8 protein-coding genes and 2 pseudogenes are annotated in these 22637 nt (G+C 60.3%); 4 read left to right on the forward strand and 6 right to left on the reverse strand.

Annotation, left to right across the window (positions count from 1 at the left end; translation table 11 throughout):
• Positions 1-17 precede the first annotated feature (17 nt).
• A complete protein-coding gene (locus CFE35_RS14305) occupies positions 18-1088 on the reverse strand; it encodes a multicopper oxidase domain-containing protein (protein ID WP_292931450.1) in 1071 nt (356 codons plus the stop codon).
• Positions 1089-2115: 1027 nt separating this feature from the next.
• Here CFE35_RS14305 and CFE35_RS14310 point away from each other — a divergent pair.
• Positions 2116-2730, forward strand: coding sequence for a LuxR C-terminal-related transcriptional regulator (locus tag CFE35_RS14310; RefSeq protein WP_292931452.1), 615 nt, complete (start codon positions 2116-2118; stop codon positions 2728-2730).
• Between the two features lie 192 nt (positions 2731-2922).
• On the opposite strand, the gene CFE35_RS14315 is transcribed toward CFE35_RS14310, so the two are convergent.
• Positions 2923-3696 (reverse strand): helix-turn-helix transcriptional regulator, encoded by a 774-nt coding sequence (locus CFE35_RS14315; protein WP_292931454.1) that lies wholly within the window; start codon positions 3694-3696, stop codon positions 2923-2925.
• Between the two features lie 221 nt (positions 3697-3917).
• On the reverse strand, positions 3918-9872 hold the full coding sequence (locus tag CFE35_RS14320) for a peroxidase family protein (RefSeq protein ID WP_366557154.1): 5955 nt from the start codon (positions 9870-9872) through the stop codon (positions 3918-3920).
• A gap of 39 nt (positions 9873-9911) precedes the next feature.
• On the opposite strand from CFE35_RS14320, the gene CFE35_RS14325 reads away from it, so the two are divergent.
• The gene (locus CFE35_RS14325; RefSeq protein ID WP_292931723.1) at positions 9912-10154 is read left to right on the forward strand and encodes a hypothetical protein; all 243 of its coding nucleotides are present in this window, start codon (positions 9912-9914) and stop codon (positions 10152-10154) included.
• 227 nt (positions 10155-10381) lie between these two features.
• On the opposite strand, the gene CFE35_RS14330 is transcribed toward CFE35_RS14325, so the two are convergent.
• The gene (locus CFE35_RS14330; protein WP_292931456.1) at positions 10382-18859 is read right to left on the reverse strand and encodes a cadherin-like domain-containing protein; all 8478 of its coding nucleotides are present in this window, start codon (positions 18857-18859) and stop codon (positions 10382-10384) included.
• Positions 18860-19458: 599 nt separating this feature from the next.
• Here CFE35_RS14330 and CFE35_RS14335 point away from each other — a divergent pair.
• Positions 19459-19986, forward strand: a pseudogene (locus CFE35_RS14335) (transposase); the annotation flags it as partial.
• An 18-nt stretch (positions 19987-20004) separates the two neighbouring features.
• Here the strand turns inward: CFE35_RS14335 and CFE35_RS14340 are convergent.
• Positions 20005-20244 (reverse strand): annotated as a pseudogene (locus CFE35_RS14340) (Arm DNA-binding domain-containing protein); the annotation flags it as partial.
• A 556-nt stretch (positions 20245-20800) separates the two neighbouring features.
• On the opposite strand from CFE35_RS14340, the gene CFE35_RS14345 reads away from it, so the two are divergent.
• Positions 20801-21031, forward strand: a complete 231-nt coding sequence (locus tag CFE35_RS14345) for a hypothetical protein (RefSeq protein ID WP_292931458.1) — start codon at positions 20801-20803, stop codon at positions 21029-21031.
• Between the two features lie 238 nt (positions 21032-21269).
• Here CFE35_RS14345 and CFE35_RS14350 read toward each other — a convergent pair whose 3' ends face one another.
• The gene (locus CFE35_RS14350) at positions 21270-22472 is read right to left on the reverse strand and encodes an integrase arm-type DNA-binding domain-containing protein (protein WP_292931459.1); all 1203 of its coding nucleotides are present in this window, start codon (positions 22470-22472) and stop codon (positions 21270-21272) included.
• Positions 22473-22637: the final 165 nt, after the last annotated feature.

The raw sequence follows: 22637 nt of genomic DNA on the forward strand, positions 1-22637 counted from the left end.
TCCTATTGAACGAAGCCTCAGAGCGGGCCGGTCATTTCCCAGTGGGTGACAGCGCCCATCGGGTAGTTGCCCCCGCCTGCCGTCTGCGACATTTCGCAGTGGCAATGCATGACGTAGCGCAGCGGCCACGGCTCTTCCTTCATCGGCCAAGCCGCCTTCGGAATGTCTGGCGGACGCTCGAACGGCAGCAGGACGTCGATGCGGTGCATCGGCTTGAGCATCCAGACGTCACGCTCGTAGACGTTGCTCTCAAGGTGGTGGACCCCGGTAGCGTCGCTGTCCGTGAGGATCATGCAGTGATTGCCGTGGATGTGGACCGAATGGGTCGCCAGCCCGGCGTTCATCGTCCGCACCAGCGTGGGCTGGCCCTGCCGGCCTGATGCCATGATGCGCTCGGCCTGCGGGCTCGCATGCGTGCCATGGACCGCCGTATCAAAGCCCGACAGGCCGTTGATCGTGAAGTAGCGCGGCAGGAACGTTGAAACGACTTTGGCCGGATCGACCGTCTGCTTCGCGGCAACGGCAGCATTGACCAGCGGATCGGTCTGCGAAAACAGCCAGAGCTTCTCACGCGTCGGATCGACGGGATCCCACTTGTTGCCCGGGAAGCGCGGGCTGCCACCGCCCAGCGCGTTGAACACGGCCGCAACCTGCGGCGTCAGCTTCGCCTGCGAAAAGGGGGTCGGCGAACCGGTAGTGGTGAGCCCGTTGGCCGGCTCGACAATGAACGGACCGTGGAGGCCAAGGATCCGGTTGAGCGGCGCCTTGTAGGGATCGACATAAAGGAAGCTGCCCGCCGGAGGAGCCACGAACGAAACCCTGGCGGTGGCGCCGGCCGCAATCTGCGGGATCGTCGCGCCGGGGATCCCGGGGATGTCGAAGCCATGCGGCGCCACGTCATTGTTGATGACGTCGATCGTGATGACCTGCCCTTCACGCACCCGCAGCTCGGCGCTGGCGAGCGTTGAATCGCGGAAATACGCGAGAACGTAAACCATGACGCCATCGATCATCTGGGCATTCGCCGGTGCGATCGTCAGCGCAAAATAGTTCGACGTTGTTGCCGCCGAGAGCTGGCTGACAGGCAAGGCCGCGGCCGTGGCTGTGGCCGCACCCAGTGCACCAGCTTTTAGAAAACTACGCCTTTTCACAATCTCAATCCCCGCATTAAAGGATGAAAGCATTTCAAATTCACATAATTTAGAAATGCTAATTTTTCAGATGATCGAACAAAACTACAAAATTTACGATACTCCAAGAAAATTCCTGGACATATCCCCTTCAGAAATTGCTCATTACCACCCAATTAACTGCATAAATCTTGATTTTTAGATTCGCATATTTACCCATTTGGGAAATTTTTTATCTCTTTATTCGCGACAAACACGACTTAACCGCCCCACCCTGCCGATGACTACCCCACCTTGCAGCAACAGCTTGCGGCAAGGGCAGAGCAGGCAGACTCGGCCGGTTTGTTTCGTATTGTTGCTGCCTTGCCATCTTGATCTGCGGCACACGGCCTCACCGAACACCCCCCAAATGAAGGGCGCCCTCACAGCGGCAGCCGATCCGATGTCCCATTCCGAAACTACCGGCACCGACGCGCTGACCCAGCCAAATGCATTGACTTGCGAAACTGACTGAAATAATATCTAATTTTCAATTATATTCGTGCAAAAATTCCGAATTAACCCACTCCATTGATCGACATTGTCGATAAATTTTCAGAATTGATTCATACATGTCGTGGATTTTACATGTATATTATTAAATATAATTTATATTTTTTTGCAATTTTGATTCATTTTCTGCCGAAAAATTTTTCACTTAATTTCAGTTAACCGCAGTTATTTGCCACCATCCATTAAAATCCGTGTCAACGCTAGCCACCGCCCAGCCCGCCCCCCCCTCACCAAAGGGAAGCAGCCACCGATAAATCCAAGCCAAAATGGCAACGAATGAGGGGCTTTCCGCGCAAAACTGCGCCGATTGCTTTTTGCGATCGCGGCCCGCGCAGCCAAACGTGACCAAATGTTCATGTTGGACGGCACCAAGGTTACCAAACGGAAAGGTGATTGAGGTGCTCCGTCGGGGCGATGTCGGATTATCATAAGAATGGCGCAGGTCGGGATGGAAATCTGGGTCATTGATTCCCTCGCGGGACGCCGCAGCCTGGTGACCAGCCAGCTCAGCGCAATGGGATATCCGGCCCTGCCGCTGGATCCGACTGATCGGTTTCCGGAGGCGTATGGGCGCGCAGTGATCGCGATGATAAACGACGATGGAGACGTGGTGGACCGCGTGCTCGATTGGCGTAACCAGCGCCCCATCTCCTGCGTGGTCTATTCCGATAGCCTGAAAGCAAAACGGGCGGCCGAACTGGTCAGGCGGGGCGTGAATGAATTGATGGACTGGCCCTGGCAGCAGCACGATCTTTCAGATGCCTTGCTGACGGCCAGAACAGGCCTGTCGAGTTTCGGCTCGGCTGAAAAAGAAGGCACATCCGCACGCGAGCGCGTTGAGGCTCTCTCACCCCGCGAGAGGGAAGTGCTTGGCGGGGTGATGATCGGAAAGACCAGCCGCCAGATTGCCGAAGCGCTAAACCTCAGCCACCGCACTGTCGAAGTGCACCGGATAAACTGCTTCCGCCGGCTTGGCGTCAATACGACAGCCGACGCCGTGCGGCTTGGCAAAGTTTCAGGCTGCTTCAAGTTTTCGATCGAAATCTGATCGCGCCGACGAACTGAGCCCTGCGCGGCGCGCACTTGCCCCCTGCCAAGACAGAAGGCAGGGTTCAGTCAGCACAAACGACATGCGCGCCAAGGAAGCCAGCAACCGGATGCATTCCCGCACCACGTGCTTTCTTCAACTCAGCGCGCACCCCATACCCCGCCTGCGAACCAGGCAGTAAGCACTCCGCCTTCAAACGAGCAGATCAAGCTTACTTAGCATTGAAACCAGTTCTGGCTGCCGCGATGTTCTGGTCTTGGCAAAGATGTTGCTTAGCTGCTCGCGGACCGTGGATATTCTGACGCCCAGTTCTTCGGCGCATTCTATGACCGACTTGCCATTTACCAACATCGCCGCAAGCCGATTTTCGGCGGGAGTCAACCCAAACAGCTCTCCAAAAATGGCATGATCAATGACACGATCACTGTCAAAATTAAGTATTGAAATGATGATCTTGCTACGATCATACATATCATTGACCGACTTTAAACTTACAGCGAACTTGAACAGCCCATAGTCAAAAATCGAAAATGTCTCTCGGAGATTAAATATTTTAGGATTTATTTCAAAAACCCTTTTTGAGAAATCAAAAAATCTCTCTCTTAATTTTCGGTTCTTAAAAACAACCTTATTTTCAACAACATTAAAAATATCATTAAAATCTTTTACGACCTGATTTGCACCATAATAAATTCTGTTGCAATCAGTTACAATAGATGGCAATGAAATATTCGACAAAAGACTCTCGTGGGAGAAAAAAGGTCCAATATTGTTTACGTCTCTATATTTAGATAACGCAGATACACCCTCTGCTTCATAAATTTCTTCAGAAGCGAATTCCCCATTCAAAAAGTGATTCGACTTTATATTTTTCATAGCCCGATGCACCCTTGACGCAGGCCCTGCCTTGCTTTGACAAGAAAGGCTGCGATAATGATGCTGAAGAGATTTAAGGGCGGGATCCAAAACGCCCGTTAGCACCTTACTTAAGTGCCAAAGTCAAATTTAAGCCATTGGATATATTTGACAATTAATCAGAATCCGGCCAGCTGGAGAGCACCAGTCGCAGGACCTCCGGCATTTCGCATCGAATTGGCTGAAATACAGCGTGAGGATCCCCTCGCAGCAACGCTGCTCTGGAGCTTGATCCGACCAATCTGGCCCACGTTGATTGGCCGGAAAAAGCTCTAGATGACGACGAAATCTGCTGCACTCAGCGTACCGGTCAGGCCCGTGATCGTGGCGATCTGGATCGCGGCTGCGCCGCCCACACCGTCGGCATCATACGACAGGGCCCCGTTGGCCGCATTGTAGATAATCCGATCGTCGGCTTCCGTAGCAGCGCTCCCGAAATTGAACGCGCCTACGCTCAGATTGCCGACACTGCCCACCGCGTTGAATACCGCATCATCGAGCTGGATCGTGTCGTCGATCGTCACAAACCCCGAGATCGTATCGCGGTTGGTCGTGCCGAGCGCCGTATCAAACACGATGGTATCCTTACCGACACCGCCAGTCAGCGTGTCGTTGCCCAGACCGCCCGCAAGCGTATCATTTCCAGCCGCGCCATTCAGGGTGTCGGAACCAGCCGCCCCGGAAAGCGTGTTGTTTGCAGCAGTCCCCGTCAGCGAATCGTTAAACGCCGAACCGATGACATTCTCGGCACCGGTAATCGTGTCACGGCCACCTCCGCCGGTGTTCTGCTGCGTGGTCGTCGCCAGGTTCACCGTTACCGCAACGGTTGCCGAAGCGTAGGAAACGGTATCCACCCCGATGCCGCCAGTTAGCACATCGTTGCCGCTGCCCGCGATCAAGGTGTCATCACCGTCGCCACCGTTCAACAAGTTGGCACCGTCGCCGCCATCGAGGATATCATTTCCGGCGAGGCCATTGATGGTGTCGTTGCCCGCCAGACCAAAGATGATGTCACCATTGAGCGTGCCGGAATAGGTATCGTTGCCCGTGGTCAGGATCACCGGCGCAGCCATGAGCTGATCGGCGAACTGAAGCTGCTCGACCCCGACGAGGGCATCGGTCCCGTCACTGCCCGTGACGACGACCGCGTTGTTGACCAGATCGACACTCACCGCATAGCTGGCAGCGTTGCCGCTGAACACTGCGGTATCGATACCCAGGCCGCCGACAATCCGATCGTTGCCCGCGCCGCCATTCAGAACGTTGTTGGCGCTGTTACCGGTCAGCGTGTTAGCCAGCGCATTGCCGGTTCCATCCGCCGCTGCCGCACCGGTCAGTGTCAGGTTCTCGACGTTGGACAAGAGCGTATAGCTGACCGACGCCTGCACCAGATCGGTACCTTCGCCTGCAAGTTCGGTGACGACGTCTCCCGCAGCGTCGACGGTGTAGATATCATTGCCCTGCCCGCCCACGAGCAAGTCAATTCCGGCACCGCCATCGAGCGTATCGTTGCCAAGGCCGCCATAAAGGGTATCGACCCCGGCCGCGCCGTTGATCGTGTCGCTGCCGTCGAGCCCGAAGATGGTCTCGTCGGCGGCGGTCCCGGTGTAGATGTCATTCCCGGCCGTCAGGTAGGTTGGCAGAACCACGTTCTGATCGGAAAAGCGCAGCGTTTCGACGCTGTTGAGGACATCCACCCCATCGCCGCCGCTGCGCAGGTCCGTCACGGTGGTGACACCGGTGGTCTGGTTGGTGAAGATCACGTAGTTGGCGCGAGAAGCACCGAACTCGGCTGTATCCAGGCCGACACCGCCGTTCAGCAGATCGTTGCCACCTCCCCCGATCAGGGTATCGTCCCCGGCATCACCGTTAAGCGTATCGATACCCAAGCCGCCATCGAGCAGATCATTGCCCGCCGCACCATTGAGGATATCATCGCCGGCAAGGCCCTGAACCAGATCATTGCTGGCCGTTCCGGTATAAGTGTCATTGCCCGTGGTGAGGACCGTGGGCACGGCCAACAGGCCATCGGCGAACTGCAACTGCTCCACGCCGGTCAGGGTATCGACACCATCCTTGCCGGTGATGATGATACTGGTCCGCGTGCCAGTGCGCGCCGTGACGATGCTGTAGTCCGCGCGGTTGCCGGTAAAGGCCGCGATGTCAGTGCCCGCTCCGCCGTCGATCGTGTCATTTCCGGCACCGCCGATCACCGTATCATTGCCCGAACCCGCCAGGATCACGTCATTGCCGAAACCGCCGTCGATCACATTGTTGGCGGCGCTCCCGGTCAGCGTGTCAGCAAAGCCCGAACCTGTGAGGTTTTCGATCGCAGCAAGGGTATCGGACCCGGCACTGATCGTGTTTTGCGCGGTTGTCAGGCCGAGATTGACAGTAACGGCGGCACTGGCGCCTTCATAGCTGGCCGTATCGGTCCCCGCGCCGCCGTTGATGGCATCATTGCCGAGGCCGCCTTCGATGACGTTGGCATTGGCATCACCGGTCAAGGTATCGTTGAAAGCCGAACCGACGATGTTCTCAAACTGCGTGATGGTATCCGTGCCCGCGCCTGCGGTGTTCTGGGCACCAGTAGTGCCGAGATTGACCGTAACGCCCGCGCCGGCGCTGCCAAAAGAGACGGTATCGATGCCCGCGCCGCCGGTCAGCGTGTCGTTGGCAAGACTGGCGCCGCCATCGATGATGTCGTTCGCCGCGCTGCCGGTCAGGGTGTCGGCGAATGCGGACCCGATGATGCCCTCGAAACCGCTCAGCGTATCGCTACCCGCGCCCGTGGCCTGTGCGGCCGCGACGGACAGATTGATCGCAACCGGGCCGGTTGCGGCGGCATAGGATACGATATCGCTGTCTGCGCCGCCGATCAGGGTGTCATTGCCCTGACCGCCAGCGATGACATCATTGCCCGCCCCGCCATCGATGGTGAAATCGATCGGAATGGTCTGGAAAACCAGCTGTCCGGTGACCGGGTCGGTGACCGGAGCGCCAAGCGCATCAAGCTGCGGCAAGGGCAAGCCGGTAACCGGATCGGTGCGAAAAACAAGCGCGCCAGCCTGATCGGTAACCTGTGCGGTACCTCCGACCATGAGATCATCGAACGCGGAGCCGATGGCCTTCTCGACCGCAAGAAAACTGTCCGGCGCAGCAACACCTGCCGGGAGCACCGCCGCGCCGGCGTTGCTGAGGTTGATATTGATGCCGCGCACGCGCCCGTTGGGGGCAGTCCCCCCGCCCTTGCTCGCGGAATAGTCCACCGTGTCGATGCCGAGCCCGCCATCGATGGTATTGTTGAAGCCCGTATCGCCTTCATCCATGATGAAAGTGTCGTTGCCGTCCCAGCCGATCAGGCTGTCGTTGCCGCTGCCGCCCTCGACAATGTCGTCGCCATCGCCCCCGTCGATGACATCAGCGCCGCCGCCACCAAAGATCTGGTCGTTGCCGCCGCCGCCCGCGATGACATCGGAGCCGCCATTCGGGTCCATCGAACCATTTGCAATGACGCCGCTGTCGCCGAAGATGGTGTCGTTGCCATCATCGCCGTCGACAATGTCCGCGCCCTGACCGCCGTAGAGGGTATCGTCCCCGCCGCCGCCGAAAACCTGGTCGACGCCCGTGCCACCATTGACGACATCGTTGCCGCCATCACCCCACATGAGGTCATCACCCTGGGTGTCGGCAAGGCTGTCCGCCCCGGCACCGCCGTGCAGAAAATCGTTTCCGTTCCCGCCCTCCAGCGTATCGTTGCCGCCATCCCCCCAGATGGTGTCGTTCCCGCCCAGACCGTTGATCTTTTCGGCGTTGTCAGTGCCGCCGATCATCTCGCTGGCATTGCCGACACCGTTCGGGTTCACAACGCCGCGGGCATCGGTGTAGTTGCCCATGTTGCCGTAGAAGGTGCCCAGGTACCAACCGGGTGCATTCGCGCTGCGCAAGGCCGAGGCGGTGGCAAAGGTCGTGCTCGTGGCGCTGATTTCCACATTCGCGTCCGGCACCGAAAAGATGTCGGAATAGAGATGCTGCACGCCCGTGTTGCGCATCACGATATCGGAAAACAGCTGCCCTTCGATCTGGCCGAGCAGGTTGGTTCCGGCAAGCCGATCGAGATAGTAGAAGCGGTCGCCTGCCTGCAGTTCGATCATCTGGTGCGCGAAGATGAAGTCGAAGGTCGAACCCAGCATGCCGCCGGCAACCTTTTCTTCGGCCAGACCGCCAAGCCACAAGTCCACCCGGTCGTAGCCGTTGTCGCCGCCGGTCATGAAGGCCGCATCGTTCATGGCCAAGTCTGCCGCAGCTCTCAAGGCGGCGGCATAGGCTGCAAGGTCAGCCGGCGCGGTCGATACCTGCAGCGCATTCCAATAGGCCAGATCATGGCCCTGGAAGCCGCTGAGCAGGGCATCGCGCGAATAGGCCATGATGAAGTTCTTGAGCGATTCCGGGTGGAGCAGGCTCATCCCGAATTCATCCCAGCTCTGGTAAGGCTTCAGCGTGGACATGCCGGTCTGCGCAAACAGCTGGGCGCGCGTCTCGTTCAACGACGGGATGCCCGTATCGCGGCCGCGCACGATGTTGATGGCGGCAAGATCCAGGGGAAGGCCTACGAGATTGTTGCGAAGCGCACCCGTAACCCACTCGTCGATCCCGTTGCTCACCTGGTTCGACATGCCGATCGCGATCTTCCCGCCGGTCGCCGTGTTGTAGGCTGTCGGATTGAGGAAGGCATCGAACAGCTGCATGTCGGCGTCTTGCCCGGTCGAGATCCCGTTTGCGCCGAATGCCGTCATGTCGACGGTTTCGGTCAGCATCGAGTGCCCGAAGCGATAAACGGCGTGCGCAAACTCGGCCGTGATGGCCGGATCTATGGTGACGTCATATCCGGCAAAGGCATTGACGTTGGGGCTGAGCTTCCGGACGAATTCGCCGAACACCAGATGCTGGTATTCCATTTCGGTGACGAGCTTGGCTGCCTGGAAGAACTGCTCGCTGGTCCACTGGGCCGCATCGGCTCGGGCGGTCCAGGTGGTGCCATGGCTATCGGTTCCGCCAAGGATCATGGCCTTGATATCGGCAAGGGTGTTGTTGTGCTCCGCATGAAACACATCATGGATGGCCGTCAGACCGATGTTCTCGTTCGCGCGCCCGTCACCGGCAACAAAGTGGTGATCGAGCAGATCGTCCTTGAAACCCTGGAACTTGATCGAACCATCCTGGTTGTAGATCGTGATGGCGGCATGCAGCAGATCACCGAACTGATCGACGTTACCCGGACCGGAAGGACCGGACAGTTTCGGCGCGATGCCGTGCGCCATATCGTCCAGAAAGGCATGCCCGATCGTGTCGAGCGTCAGACCGGACCGCACCGCAGCATAGTCTGCGGTGCCGGCCGCCGTCATCTGGATCGTGGTGCCAGTCTCCTGGTCCAGTTGCAGGATGGTCGTGTTTGAAGCGATGTGCGTATTCTGGACGAAGTAGGTCACGCCCGATGCATCATGGGCAACAAGCCACGCCTTGCCGCTGGCGTCGAAGAAGGTGCTCCCGTCTGCGTTCATCCGAACCTTGGGAATGTCGTTGACGTCAATGTCATGCAGCGTGATGCCGATACGACCAGCATTCGCCTTGACGTCAAACCATGTCGCCATGCCGTCCAAAGTACCGCTGAGCGGGCTGACGGCATCGCCGCCGCCGCTGAGCAACCGCCCGGTCACCTGCCCGCCTGCATCGTATTCGCGCAGGAAAACGGTGTGGCTGGGAGCAGAGCCGTATGATTGGCTGAGGTCGATGTACGGCGAGATGGTGTTCGTGCTCTCGCCATTTGCCGTGTTGGTGCGGGAGACGACCATGAAATTGAAGGCACCGGGCGCGGTGCTGTAGAGCGGATCATCCGGCATGAGCGGCACAAGCACCATGCCATCGGCGCCTTTGTGAACCAGATCGAGGCCGTGGTCGAAGAACTGGCCGAACAGCGTCATGAATCCGCTGGCCGGAAGCGGATTGATCGAGCCGGTGACGGGCGAAACGCGCGCGCCGTTCGGATTGAACGGATTGTCCTGGATCTGCAGCGGCGTCAGCCCGCTCTGGCTCGAAACAAGATTGCTGATGATGCGCGGAGCGGCATCGACCAGGTTGATGCCGCGCGTGGCGTAGGAAACCGGCGCGTCGATGGTGGCGGGCGTGATGATGATCGAGCCGTTCTGCGCAAAGCTGAACGTGCCCATCGCATCGACGTAACTCGCCAGGGTAAGGCGCGGAAACAGTTGGTCCGCGCTACCCCAGGTGGGATTGAAAACGTTGTTCCCAACACCCTGAACATCTCTGATGCCAGTGTTGTCTACCGGAGTCAGGGGAACATTGCCCGGCAAATTGAGCTGCAACTTTATGAAGTTGATATCGTTGATGCTCAAATTCAGAAAGTTTGCCACGGCCAACCTCGTCTAATTTTCAATCTTATTTTAACTTACGGCGACGGTATTATTGATCATTATTTTAATAATTATTGAAACAGATCAATTGTTCACGAGATTTTATTCGCATCATCGGACGAAAAATGGAATTAATTTGAATAGTTAATAATTGACTTTGGTGCCAGATTGGCAGCTAAAGTCCGGCATTCTGCATGATTAACAGGCCAGCCGCGCTGGCCCGCAGGCGATCGGCACACCCCAACCGACAAGTCAGACGCCTGCGCCAGCGGAAGCCTGCGCAGGCGTCTGTTTTCATCCTGCCGTCAGATCAGGATGAAATGATCCAAGGCCAGCGTCGGATGCTGTGTGGTGCTGTTATTGATGTCGACAATGCCGATCTGGAAGCGGGTGCCGCCGCCGGCGCTGCCGTTGCTGTCGTAATCGAGCGATCCCGTCGTCGGATTGTAGGAGATCCTCTGGTTGGCCGTGGTGAAGGTTCCGGTGAGCGAGAGCCAGGCCCCCGTGGCAACGGTCCCGGCCCCGATCAGGAAGGCAGACTGGGAGATCGCGATCTGATCGACCCTGCCGCCCACTGTCCCGACTTCGAAATCAGTGATCGTATCCACGCTGGCCGTAACAGCCGCATCGAAGACAAACCGGTCCGCGCCGGCACCGCCGGTGAGCGTGTCGGTTCCGGCATTGCCGAAGAGAGAGTCGTTGCCGAGTCCGCCCAACAGCACATCGTTGCCAGCGCCGCCTCGGATGGTGTCATTCCCGGTAAAGCCATCAAGACGGTTGGCTGCCGCATCGCCGGTGATGGCATTGTCCGCTGCCGTCGCGACAAAGTTTTCAACCGCCGTGACGGTATCGGTCCCGGTCAGGGTGCCGGTGACCTGGCCGGTGGCGAGCGCCAGATTGATGGTCAGCGTTCCCGTGCTGGCCGAGTAGTCGAGCGTATCGACACCGGCACCGCCGTTGACGGTGTCATTGCCATCGCCGTTGGCCGCAATGATCAGATCATTGCCGCCGCCACCATTGATCGCATCCACGCCGCTACCGCCCCGGATCGTATCGTTACCGGCGCCGCCGGTGATCGTCAGCGCCTCGGTCTGGCTGGACAGGTTCAGGTCAATCGCGGTGAGCAAGGCCGCGGCGCTGACCGCTTCGACACCGACCAGCGTGGGATTGCCAGCCGGGCCGAATGTGGCATTGCCTGCAGCGATGTTGACCGTGTCGGTCCCCGCCCCGCCATCGATGATCAGTCCGGCCAGCGATCCCGCAGCATAGGTGATGGTGTCATTGCCACCCAGCGCCGAGAGGAACTTCACCCCTGCCGTCGAGATGGTGTTGGCGGCCGCCGTGCCCACGACCGCCCGATCCACCGAAGTGACCGTATTGACGCCGAAGGGATCGGTGTAGGTCGCGCGGGTCTGGTAGTAGGTTATCGCAGCGGGAGTCACGGTAGCGGTCGTCGCCGTCAGGACTGCCGTCGCGCTGGCGGCCACATTGGTGTAAACCCCGGCCAAGGTGGCGCTGGATTGCCAGACATACGTCGGCACCACCGCCGGGTTGACGAGGTCGACATCCTGCAGGGTGCCAGTGGCGGTGAGGATCACGCCCGCACCTGCCGCGGCGGCGGAACCAATCGCAATGGTTCCGGTCGCCAGATCGTTGACCGACTGGACCGCAATCGTCGTTGACGCCGATGCCGTCGGATTGACCGCACCACCATCATTGACCGTGAAGGTCACCGTCCGGGGTGCGGTATCGGGCCGGTCCGAGCTGTTGCTGTAGGCAACCGAGCGCAGGATAGCCTGATAGGCAGCAAGGGTGGCCGAGCCGCTCAGCGTCAAGGTTCCGGCAGAGTAGGTCCCCGTGATGCCCGCCCGCGCGGTGAAGGTCAGCACATCTTCCGGAAGAGCTCCCGAGATCGTCACCGTCGCACCGGTCAGCCTCGTGCTGTCCACGTCCGTGATCAGCAGAGCCGGAGCGATGGCAAGTGCGGCTGCATTCTCCACATAGGTTGCCGTGGCCACTGAACCGGTCAGGACCGGGGCATCGTTGACCGCAGTCACGGCAAGGTTGACCGTAACCGGCGCAGTCACGACTTTGCCGTCCGTCACGACCAGCGAGAAGCTGGCCGCCTGAGTTTCAGACCCATCGTGCACGAACGACACGCGCCCTGCGGTCACATCGAACATGGTGAAGCTGTTGGAGTCGACGCCATTGACCTGCAGCTTGCCATTCACCGCGCCGGATGCGGTCATCACCAGAATGTCGGCTGCATCGAGGTCGGTGTAGCCGATGTCGGCAGCCGTCAGGGTGACGCGCGCTCCTTCCACGACCGTCGCGTTGAGGTCGCCTGTAAGTGTTGGGGTGTTGTTCTGGACCAGAACCCTGATCGTTACGGTGACCGGCGTGCTCTCGAGGCCATTGGTCGCTGTATAAGTCAGTGTGGTTGTTCCCAGCGCATTGCCGGTGAACGTGATCGCACTGCCGTTGCTGGTCGCCGTACCCGCGAGCCCCGTGGTGTTCAGAGCACCGATGCCGAGCGTGGTCAACGGAGCATCCGGATTGATGTCGTTTGCCAGCACGTTGAGCTGTGTGGCCTGCCCCAGGAACACGTCGTAAGTATCAGCCACGGCGGTCGGCGTATCGGCCACCGGCGTGATGTTCAGCTGCACCGTCGCCGTTGCGCTCACCCCGCCGCCATCTTGCGCCGAGTAGGTGAAGCTGGTCGTTCCGAAGTAGTTCGCCGCCGGGGTGAAGCTCAGTTGGCCATCAAGCCCCAGAGCCACGCTGCCATTGGCGACGGAAACCGCCGGGCCACCAGCCGTGACGGCCTGACCATTGATCGCCGTGACGAACACAGCCTGCGGGGCGAACTCGTTTGCCGCGTCGTTGGCGGTCACGTTGATCTTGACCGCCGTGTCTTCGGCCAGGGTCGCGGTGTCGTTGGTCAGCGTCGGCCCCGGGTTGCGGTTGGTCAGCGAGGCCGCGGAGACAGCAGCGCCCGGCTGCACATCGGCCGCTGCGATCCGGCGATCGCCGAACTGCACGAACTCGACATTGTTGAGGGCAACGGTCTCGGTCCGAGCAAGGCTGGTTGCCGTTGCCGGGATGGTGTGGGTCACCGAAATGCCCGTCGGCGAACGCGCCACGGTATAGCCCGAGGCGGCACCGGCGAACACGCCGATATCCTGCGTACCGCCCCGGCCATCGATGAAATCGTTGCCGCCGCCGCCGTAGATCACGTTGTTGCCGGCAGTGCCGAGCAGAACATCCGCCCCCTTGCCGCCTTCGACGCGCTCGATATCCGAGGTGAACTGGAAAGTCGGCACGCCGGCTGCATCCGGCACGATCTCGCCGATAGCCGCCGTCAGCGCATAGCTCGCCGTCGTGCCATTGTCGGTGAAGTTGACCGTGGCCCCGGCTGCGGTCGGCCGATAGACCAGCCCGCTGGCAAGATCCACGCGCACCGAACCTGCTTCCTGACGGAACGACAGGGTATCGACGCCAAGACCGCCCGAGACGATATCGGCCCCGGTTTCGCTGGCGATGATGCCTGCGCCCACGCCAGCGGCGGTAAGGCCCGCCAGAAGCGCCGCGTCCTTGAGCGGATCAGCCGGGCCGCTGCTTCCAACGATCAGCAGATCGTTGCCGCTGCCACCAAGAAGCTGGTCCTGACCAGGCCCGCCCAGGATGATGTCATTGCCCGCGCCGCCATCACCAAGGTCTGAACCTCCGCCCAGCGTGATGACGTCATTGCCCAGTCCGCCGAAGAGCTGGTCGTTACCATCGCGGCCATCCATCGCGTCATCGCCAACGGTGCCGACGGCGATGCTGCGCAGAGCCCCGGTACCAAGCACTGAAGCGCCCGGCTGACGCGTGTCGAGATAGCTGTAGCCGACATCGCCGTTGTTCGCGGCGAGTTCGTGGCCGATGATGATCAGGCCGTTGTCGACGCCAGCCGCCGAAAGGCCGCCGTGCGCCACACCGTTCGGGTCATCGACCTGGAAGACCTGACCAACCTTCGCGCCGGCCATGTCGAAGCGCTGACCCGAGATATGGCCACCGGTCTGCCACAGCGCGACGAAGCCGTCTTCCACGAGGTTCGGATCAAGTCCGCTCGAAACGACCGTTACGTCGACACCGGCAGGAAGGCCAGCTTGCAGAACAAGCGGACCGCTCGGATGCCAAGTCGTACCGCCAGCGCTGTAGACATCGCCCTTCAGGACCACGCCGCCCACGCCATCGGATTCCGTCCAGAAGGCACCGTAGGAACCGTTGAGCTGGTTGACCACCTGCCCCCAGAGGACGTTCGCTCCCAGCGTGTCGGTCGGCCCCGGCTCGTAGGTGATCTTGTCTGAAACAAAGGTCGTCGCATCGCGGCTTTCGGCCGTATGGACCACATCGAAACGCGTGACGGCATAGTGCCCGGTGGCGTTGATATAGCCCACCACCAGCTCGCCATTGTGCAGCGAAGTGAGTGAAGGCGTAGTGCCCTGTTCGAGCGTGATCGCACCGGCCGGATCATCGATCAAGGCGCTGGTGACCGGATCGTGATCGCGCAGACCGTCCGCGCCGATCAGGATCGGCTGCGTTTGTGCACCGATGCCGAAGTTGGCTGGCAGCGTCGGCTCACCCAAGGCTCCCGTCAGCGGATCGATATCGAACACCGGGATTTCGTAGCGGCCCAGACGGACATGGCCGGTGGCATCGACGAACGCGACATGGAAGCCGACTTCGACTGTATCATTCGCCGCGTTGACGATCTCATACCCGTGGATTGCGGGTGACTGCCCACCTGCCGAGCCGGGCACCACGAGTTCGGCGCCAACGAAGCCGTAGGCCGGGAAACCGCCGCCCGCATTGAACGGCGTGGCGCTGTTGCCAGTGCCAAGGCGCATGTGAATGCTGGACTGGCCGCCCACCGTGGTGGATTCCCATGCCGCAAGCACGCCAAGCAGGCCCGCGCTCGCCACGACCGGGTTCGTCACGGCGTTGGTCGCGAAATGTCCGTCGGTCATTTCGATCGGTCCGGCAGCGGCAGCGCCCGGTCCCTGCCAAAGCGGGTCGATCAAGCCGGTCACCAGATACCGCGCGGCCATTACCGAATGGGCAGGCGCGCCTGCCGTCCCTTCGATCCAGACCATCGCCGAATCGTCCTGCAGGTTGGTCACCGCGATCTGGCTCTGCGCAGCAACGCCGGTGGCGAGCGTCTGCAGCTTGTACTGCGTCTCGTCGGTCAGCGACCAGGCGTTGGGGGTGCCATTCCACCCGGCCTGCGGGAGCGGCAGGGGCGGGTTGTAGATGTCAGCCGCGACATCGATGACCTGATCCGCAAAGGCGAGCTTCTCGACGTTGTAGACAAGGTCCGTCCCGTCGTTCTGCAGCGGGTTGTTGTTGGCATCCTGGGTCGGGCGCAGATCGGTGATCTGGAAGCCGGCACCCCGAACGTTGTCGAAAATCGCCGTGACCTCGTAATCGGCGAAATTGCCGGTGTAGACCGAGGTATCAACGCCGAGGCCGCCGTCCAGGATCTCGCTGCGAACGGCTCCGACGATATCGCTCGGGCCGCCCTGCATCGTGTCATCGCCCATGCCGGCGAAGATCCAGTCGGGGCGACCGTCGGTGTCGCTGATATCGCCCTTGATGAAGTCGTTGCCATTCGTGCCGATCAGGATATCGGGCCGCGGCTGAACCCGGCCGTTCGGCGCCACGAAATCACCGACGATGCGCTGCCCCGGTGCGCGGGTATCATAGATCTGCGCGACGATATCGGTACCATTGCCGCCGGTTACGGCCGCGTTGCTGTCCTGCCAGACCGAGATGAAACGGTCGCCGAGCAGACCCGCCACGCCATTGTGCGATTGATCGCCCTGGCTGTTGGCATTGACCTGGATCGTGTTGCCGACCGGCCCGATGGCCAGCGCGACGCCGGTGGCCGGATCGAGAATGGTGCCGAAATGGCGGGCGTAAACATTATTGTCGCCTGCCGTGCTGCCATCCCACTGCACGACGATATCGGCACTGCCTTCACCGCTGATGCCGGAAACCTGGATCGAGGCGAGGTCCACGCCCGCAGGCAGGGTCATCAGGTTGAACGAGGCAGCCGGCTTCACCAGCGCAAAGCCCTGCCCATCGAGGCCCGCACCGGGCGAAGACAGCATGGTGGCGTGCAGTTCATAGACGTGGTTGCCATTGGTGCCGACATCGGCAACCCAGACCACCGCCGCGTTCACTGCCTGCGCCTGTGCGATCATCACCTTCGATCCTGCGGCGATCACATCGGTGCCGGAAATGTTGCTCAGGTCGATGGCGATAGGCTGGGCCAGATCGTCCAGCGCCGTGCCGACGACATGCTCGACCCCATTGGCATCCTTCTGGATCCAGACCGCAATCGTCTCGAACGTGTGCAGCCCGGTGATCGCGGGATCACGGCCGGATGCCGCCAGCGTAACAGCGGAATCGCTGCCGACACCGGCCAGACCGTCGAGCCCGGCAGCGCGCGCCGCACCGGGCTGGCCCAAGGCATCGAGGTTCACTTCGAAGCGCTGCAGGCGGATCGCACCATAAGTGTCGCCGACCTGACCGCCCTCGACATAGACCACGTTGTAGCCATCGTTCATGCCGGCCGGCAGGATGATCGCAGGGCCGTCGATCTGACCCGTCGCCGGGTTCAGGCGGTGGTCGAGATAAGACCCGAAAACCGACGCAGAATGCTGGTGCAGGCCGCTGGCATCAACCGCCTGCTCGTTGCCGGTCAGGTTCAGGCCGAAGAAGTTGGTCTTGAGCGTTTCGGTGGTCGCATTGACCTTTTCCGAATAGACCACGCCCCAGCCCGAGTTGGCTGCGCCCGACGCGACGCGGGCGTTGAATTCATAGCCAACGCCGTCACCGATAGCGAAAGTGCCGGGCAGCGGGGTGATCTTGTCGGGCGTGCCCTCAACATCATAGAAGTTGCCGCGGATGGTCGAGCCGCCACCGGAATGGTCTTCCCACAGGATCGAGACGAATTCGCCGATGCTGTCAGAGACGACCGGCGCAGTCTGCACACCGGGCCGATTGGCCCCGTCGTTGACGATGAAACCATCGACATCGGGGGTACGGGTGGTTGAAGGCAGCGCATCGATGTCGGCGTTGCTAAGACCCCAGGCCGTGGGGTTGATGTTGCTCATGAGGCCGCCAAATGACGCAGCGGCAACCGTCACCTTCGGAGCGAAAATCGTCGGCCCCGAGAACTCGAACGCCTCGACGTTGCTCACGATATCAACGCCGTCGTTGTTCGCGATCGTGCGATGATCGGTTATCTGGAACAGCGTGCCGCCAAGGTTCACGATGGTGTAGTCAGACTGCTGCCCGGACAGGACGAGCGTATCGGTCCCACCGCCGCCGTCGATCGTGTCGTTGCCGACGCCGGCAATGATCCGGTCATGGCCCAGCGCGCCGGCCATGATGTCGTTGCCCGCGCCGCCATTGATCGTGTCGTTGCCAATGGTGCCAACCAGTACGTCGGGCCGGGTGTCGAGCCCGTCGATCGTGAGACCAGGGCCGTTGAGCACGATCGCCGTGCCGATCGGCTGGGCGCGCGGATCGACAATCGTGGCCTCGACCGTGCCGCCAATCGCCTCGGACAGCACCATCACCCGGTCCCCGGCCAAGGCGGCAGACGCGAGCGAGGAAGCCGGATCGACCGTACCCAGCACGACAGGCTGGGTCTGCGCGGGATCGAGCAAGCCGCCAAGACTGTTGAAGCTCTGCTCCTTGAGCGAAGAGCCATCGGTGAATGACAGCGTGAAGCCACCGATCGTGTCGATCATGTTGCCCAGCGAGAAATCGCCATGGAAGGTGCCGGGCGCAAAGCTCTGCAGCGTCGTCGTGCCGGTCGAGGTGAACACCGCGCCGAAGCCCGGGACTGCGCCGCCAAGCGTGTTGAACACGATGCCTTGAATGGAATCCGCCGTGTTCCACGAGATGACGAAGCCACCGCCTGCAAGCCACGCCGTATCGACATGGGCACCGGCAGGCAGGGTCGTCGGCAAGGTTGCCGTGAAATTCTCCGTCCCATCGACGTTCAGGACCTTGAAGCTCAGCGCGTCGCCCGTCTGGCCGTGCTCGGTCCAGGCGAGGATGATTTCGCCGCTATGCGTGACAGAGACCGAGGTTTCCGCGGCAAGACCAGTGGTGGTGAGCTTGATCGCAACATCCGTATCGGTGTTCGGGCCAGCCGTGGCACCGATCGGCCTGGTTGCCGGAATCCCATCGAGGCCGCCCGCCGCGAGATTGCCGATGGAATCAACCTTGCTGTTCAGATGTACGCCGGCGCGCTGGAAATAGGCGTTGCCGTCCGTGCCGATCCACGTTGCCACGAAACCATCAACGGCAGGCTTCTTGCCCGCTGCATCGTTGATCGCATAGCCCGCCATGTCGAGCCCGTGGCCCGTTCCCAGGGTGAGCGGCGTGCCATAGGCTCCGGCCGCGCCGAAATACTGCGCCTTGATGACGTTCGTGCCGGCTTCGATCCAGCCCGCACCATAGCCGAGGATACCCGAAGCCGTGATCGCCACTTCGGACAGCGCCGCTCCGCCCGTCGCCAGCACCGCGGTCGGACGGGCAGCCGTCGGCACGCCCATGTGATCGAAGAACGAGACCGAGGCCAGTCCGCTCTTGTAGGTGACCACGCCGACTTGAGCGCCGCCGCTGTCTGCCGCATCGAACAAGGCCTGACCAGCGGGGGGGAGGCCCGACGCAAGAATGAGCGGCGCCTGTGCGTCCGAACCCCAGATATTGGTAGTCATTTCTTTCCCCCGATTTTGCCGATTCGTTCATCACGGCCACGCTCACCGAACGCGCCATTGCGCCGAACGGAGAACCCCGCTTGGACAGCACTTTGCCCTTTCGTGACTAATCGGTAATCTAAGAGCGGACCCCCTTCATTTGGGGGGTATGGGAAACCCGCAGGCCACGCCTCTTGCCCGGGATCATCTCAAGCCATACCCGCATCCCGCGTGAGCGAGGGTCTCGGACTGCATGCCGAGTAGCCCGTATGCCGCAGATTCTCGGCGATTCGATCGCCGCGCGTGTGAGCATCACACACAACCGGTCGACGCTGGGGCTCTCAAGCAATCGTGCGATTGGCTGCATATTCTTGAAGAGTCGCCAGCTGGGGTGTTTCCAAATGGGACACGGGGGACGATGCAAGCAAGATAAGCATAACTATTGATTACAACTGTCAGGCCCGCTTTTAACTATCGATAAGATGCATTCCTTGCGTGTTTTTTCCTGCGACGTCGCAGTTCGGCCGGTCTTCTGGTCCTGGCCGCGCTGTGCTTGTCGATGTGCTCCCCTGAATTGTGACCGTATTTAGGTAGAGTCCGACGCCAAGGAGTCGGACGATATGAAGCGAAGCAGGTTCAACGAAGAGCAGATCATAGCGATCTTGAAGGAGCAGGAGGGCGGCATGCCGACGGTGGAGGTTTGCCGCCGCCACGGGATCAGCTCGGCGACGTTCTACAAGTGGAAGTCGAAGTTCGGCGGGCTGGAGGTATCCGAGGCCCGGTGGTTGCGAACGCTCGAGGAGGAGAACTCCCGGCTGAAGAAGCTCTTGGCCGAGGCGATGCTCGACAATGCCTTGCTGAAGGATCCGGCATCAAAAAAATGGTAACGCCCGGCGCCAAGCGGGAAGCCGTCGCCCATGCCCGGGAGCATCACGGGGTGAGCGAGCGTCGGGCGTGTGCATTGGTTGGTGTGAGCCGCAGGGTGATCCGTTACGAGCCGACACGGCCGGATGACGGCGCGCTGCGGCAGCGGTTGCGCGAGCTGCGGGGGAGGGTTGCGCGTGCGCCATCGTGGCCGGCGCAATCACGCTCTGGGCACGCGCAGGCCAATGGTGTTGCCCGATGGTCCGAACCAACGTTGCTCGCTCGGCCACCAGCGTTGTGCGCGCTTCATCGCGCAGTCGCCGTGCGTCCTTCAGGTTGACGTCGGGATAAGCCCCGAAAGCCACCTTCTTCTCGACGCGCTTGGGCTGGCCGCTCTCGTCGCGGCCATCGACGCGGAATTTGAATCGCCAAAGCTTTCCGCCGGACGGCTGCACCAGCAAGAACAGGCCCTTCTCGTCGGCCAGCTTGTAGGGCTTTGCTTGGGGCTTCGCGTTGCGGATCGCGGTGTCTGTCGGTGTCATTGGGGGCCACGCCTATCGCCAGTTTCAAAGTGGCCCCCATAGTGGCCCCCGGAATCGCCCGCTTAGTGGCGTTCAAAGGCAACCGTCAGCGTTCAAGCCGACATAGAATATGGCGGATTTCTGCGGTTTTTTCAAGATTTGGCGGATAAGGCGATGGTCGGGGACGGAGTCACCATTAGGATTCAAAGTATTGAAAAATTGTCTTTAGTTCTGATCTTGATGGTATCGAAATTCATCAAAAATACCATCAGACTACAATTTATACCCGGTTCGATTCCAATTTGCGTCCAGATGGTGCTTTATGGCGACGAACGGACTGCTTGTAGCACTGCCGGTCGTCAATGCGAAGCCAAACGCTTCTTGCCGGACTTTAGTCGATAGGTAAGTTTGCTCGGCGCGAAAGTGCTGATCCGCAGATCACCGTCAAATCCCCATCTCAAACGGCACCACCTTTGTGATCGCGCGCTCAAGCTCGGGCGGCTCTCTTCCCTTTGGCTCGGGCGCTGGCACTTTTCCGGCCGACTGCCCTTTAGCGGCGGCAGCACCAAGCCGCTCGGTGACCTCCAAGGCCGAAGTCTTGTCACCGGAATTGCGGCCAATGCCCAGTTCAACCTTGTCGCGGTTGGCGACGATCAGCGTAAGCTCGTCGCGCAGCCGGGTATCGGCCTACAAGGTACCCAAGACCGTGCACCTTGTTTCAGAGCTGCCGCTGACGCAGTACGGCAAAATCGACAAGCGGCGCATCCGAGCGCAGTTGATCGAGGAGGCTCGCAGCCTGCGGGGATAAGACCCGCAAGTCCTAAAGCACTGCTGCGAATTCAATCCGCCTTCCAGTCCGCAATCGGCCCAACTTCAGCTAGTCCACGTTGCCGTCCGTGCATGGTTGGAGCGTCTGCTCTTGCCGAAAGCCGTCATCCAATCGGGAAGCAAGGAACGGCGGCTTTTGTCCCAGGATTCGCCGCGCAGATCAGGTCGCAACTAGCTACCACGCCTAGGCGGTTGCGCACACCTGCAAATCCACAGCCTCATCCACTTGCGGTGCTCTTCTTCTTGAGCCCGACGAGGTATCGCGACCAGTACTGCATCATTTTTATGCGTTCGTCCCAGTGCTCGCCACGCGCGTATGCTCGGCGGATCTTGTTGCCATCGACATGCGCCAATTGGCGTTCGATCGCATCCGGATGCCATTTGCGCGATTCATTGAGGAGGGTGCTGGCGGTCGCTCTAAAGCCATGCGCAGTCATTTCTTCGGAGGAGTAACCAAGGCGGCGCAGTGCGGCGTTCAGAGTATTGTCAGTGATGGGTCGCTTAGGGGTCCGTACACTCGGAAAGAGGTAGTGGCCGTCCCCCGAAATGCTTTGCAACTTCTTCAGCAGAGCGAGAACCTCGTCGGTCAGATAGACCTTGTGGGGGCGCCGCATTTTGGTCTTTGCCGCTGGTATCACCCAAAGGCGCGCAGCGAGATCGAACTCGGTCCACTCTGCCATACGCAGCTCACCCGGACGCACAAAAAGGTGCGGTGCCAGTTGCAACGCTATTCTGACGGTCGGCTGCCCGTCATAGGCGTCAATCGCGCGCAGTAGTCCGCCGAGCGCCGCAGGCTCGAGTATGGCTGCACGGTGCTTTACCTTTGGGGTGATCAACGCCCCGCGCAAGTCAGCGGAGATATCCCGCTGCGCTCGCCCGGTTGCGATAGCGTAGCGGAAGATGGTCCCGAATGTGCTCCTCAGGCGAGTCGCAGTTTCGTAACGGCCTCGTGCCTCGACCGATCTCAGAACGTGCAGCAGCTCAGGTACAGTTATGTCTGCGATAGGCCGATCACCCAGCACAGGAATTGCGATGTCGACCATCCAGCGCAGCTTGGCCAGCGTTTTGGTAGCCCGGCCTTCAAGCGTCAGGCGATCCAGCCATTCTTCGCTGATGATCTTTAAAGTCTCGGATCGTTTGGCTCTGGCTTCGCGCTCTCTCGCCTTCCGTTCCTCTGCCGGATCCAGCCCAAGCGCGAGTGCTTCGCGGGCGATATCACGGACCTCGCGGGCCTTTGCGAGAGACAGATCGGGAAATTTTCCGAACGAGAGTGTTTTCTGTTTATTATCATAGCGATAATTCATTCGCCACAGGCGGCCACCCGTGGGCATAATCATCAGGTAAAGGCCGCGTTCGTCGGTCAGTTTATAGGGCTTAGCTTTTGGTTTTGCTGCGTTAATTGCTGTGAAAGTGAGGGGCATGATGGTACCGGCCTGTTGGTTTGGGGCTGATACCATCAAGTCTATCAATAAAGCTCCCGGCTGCAACCGGATGCCCCCGGCTGAACACGGAACTGGGCCGCAGAAAAATGGCGGAATTCCGCCATTTCGTGGATGCTTACGGAGCCATGTGGAAGCTTGGGAAGG

Source organism: Novosphingobium sp. PASSN1, assembly GCF_002278815.1.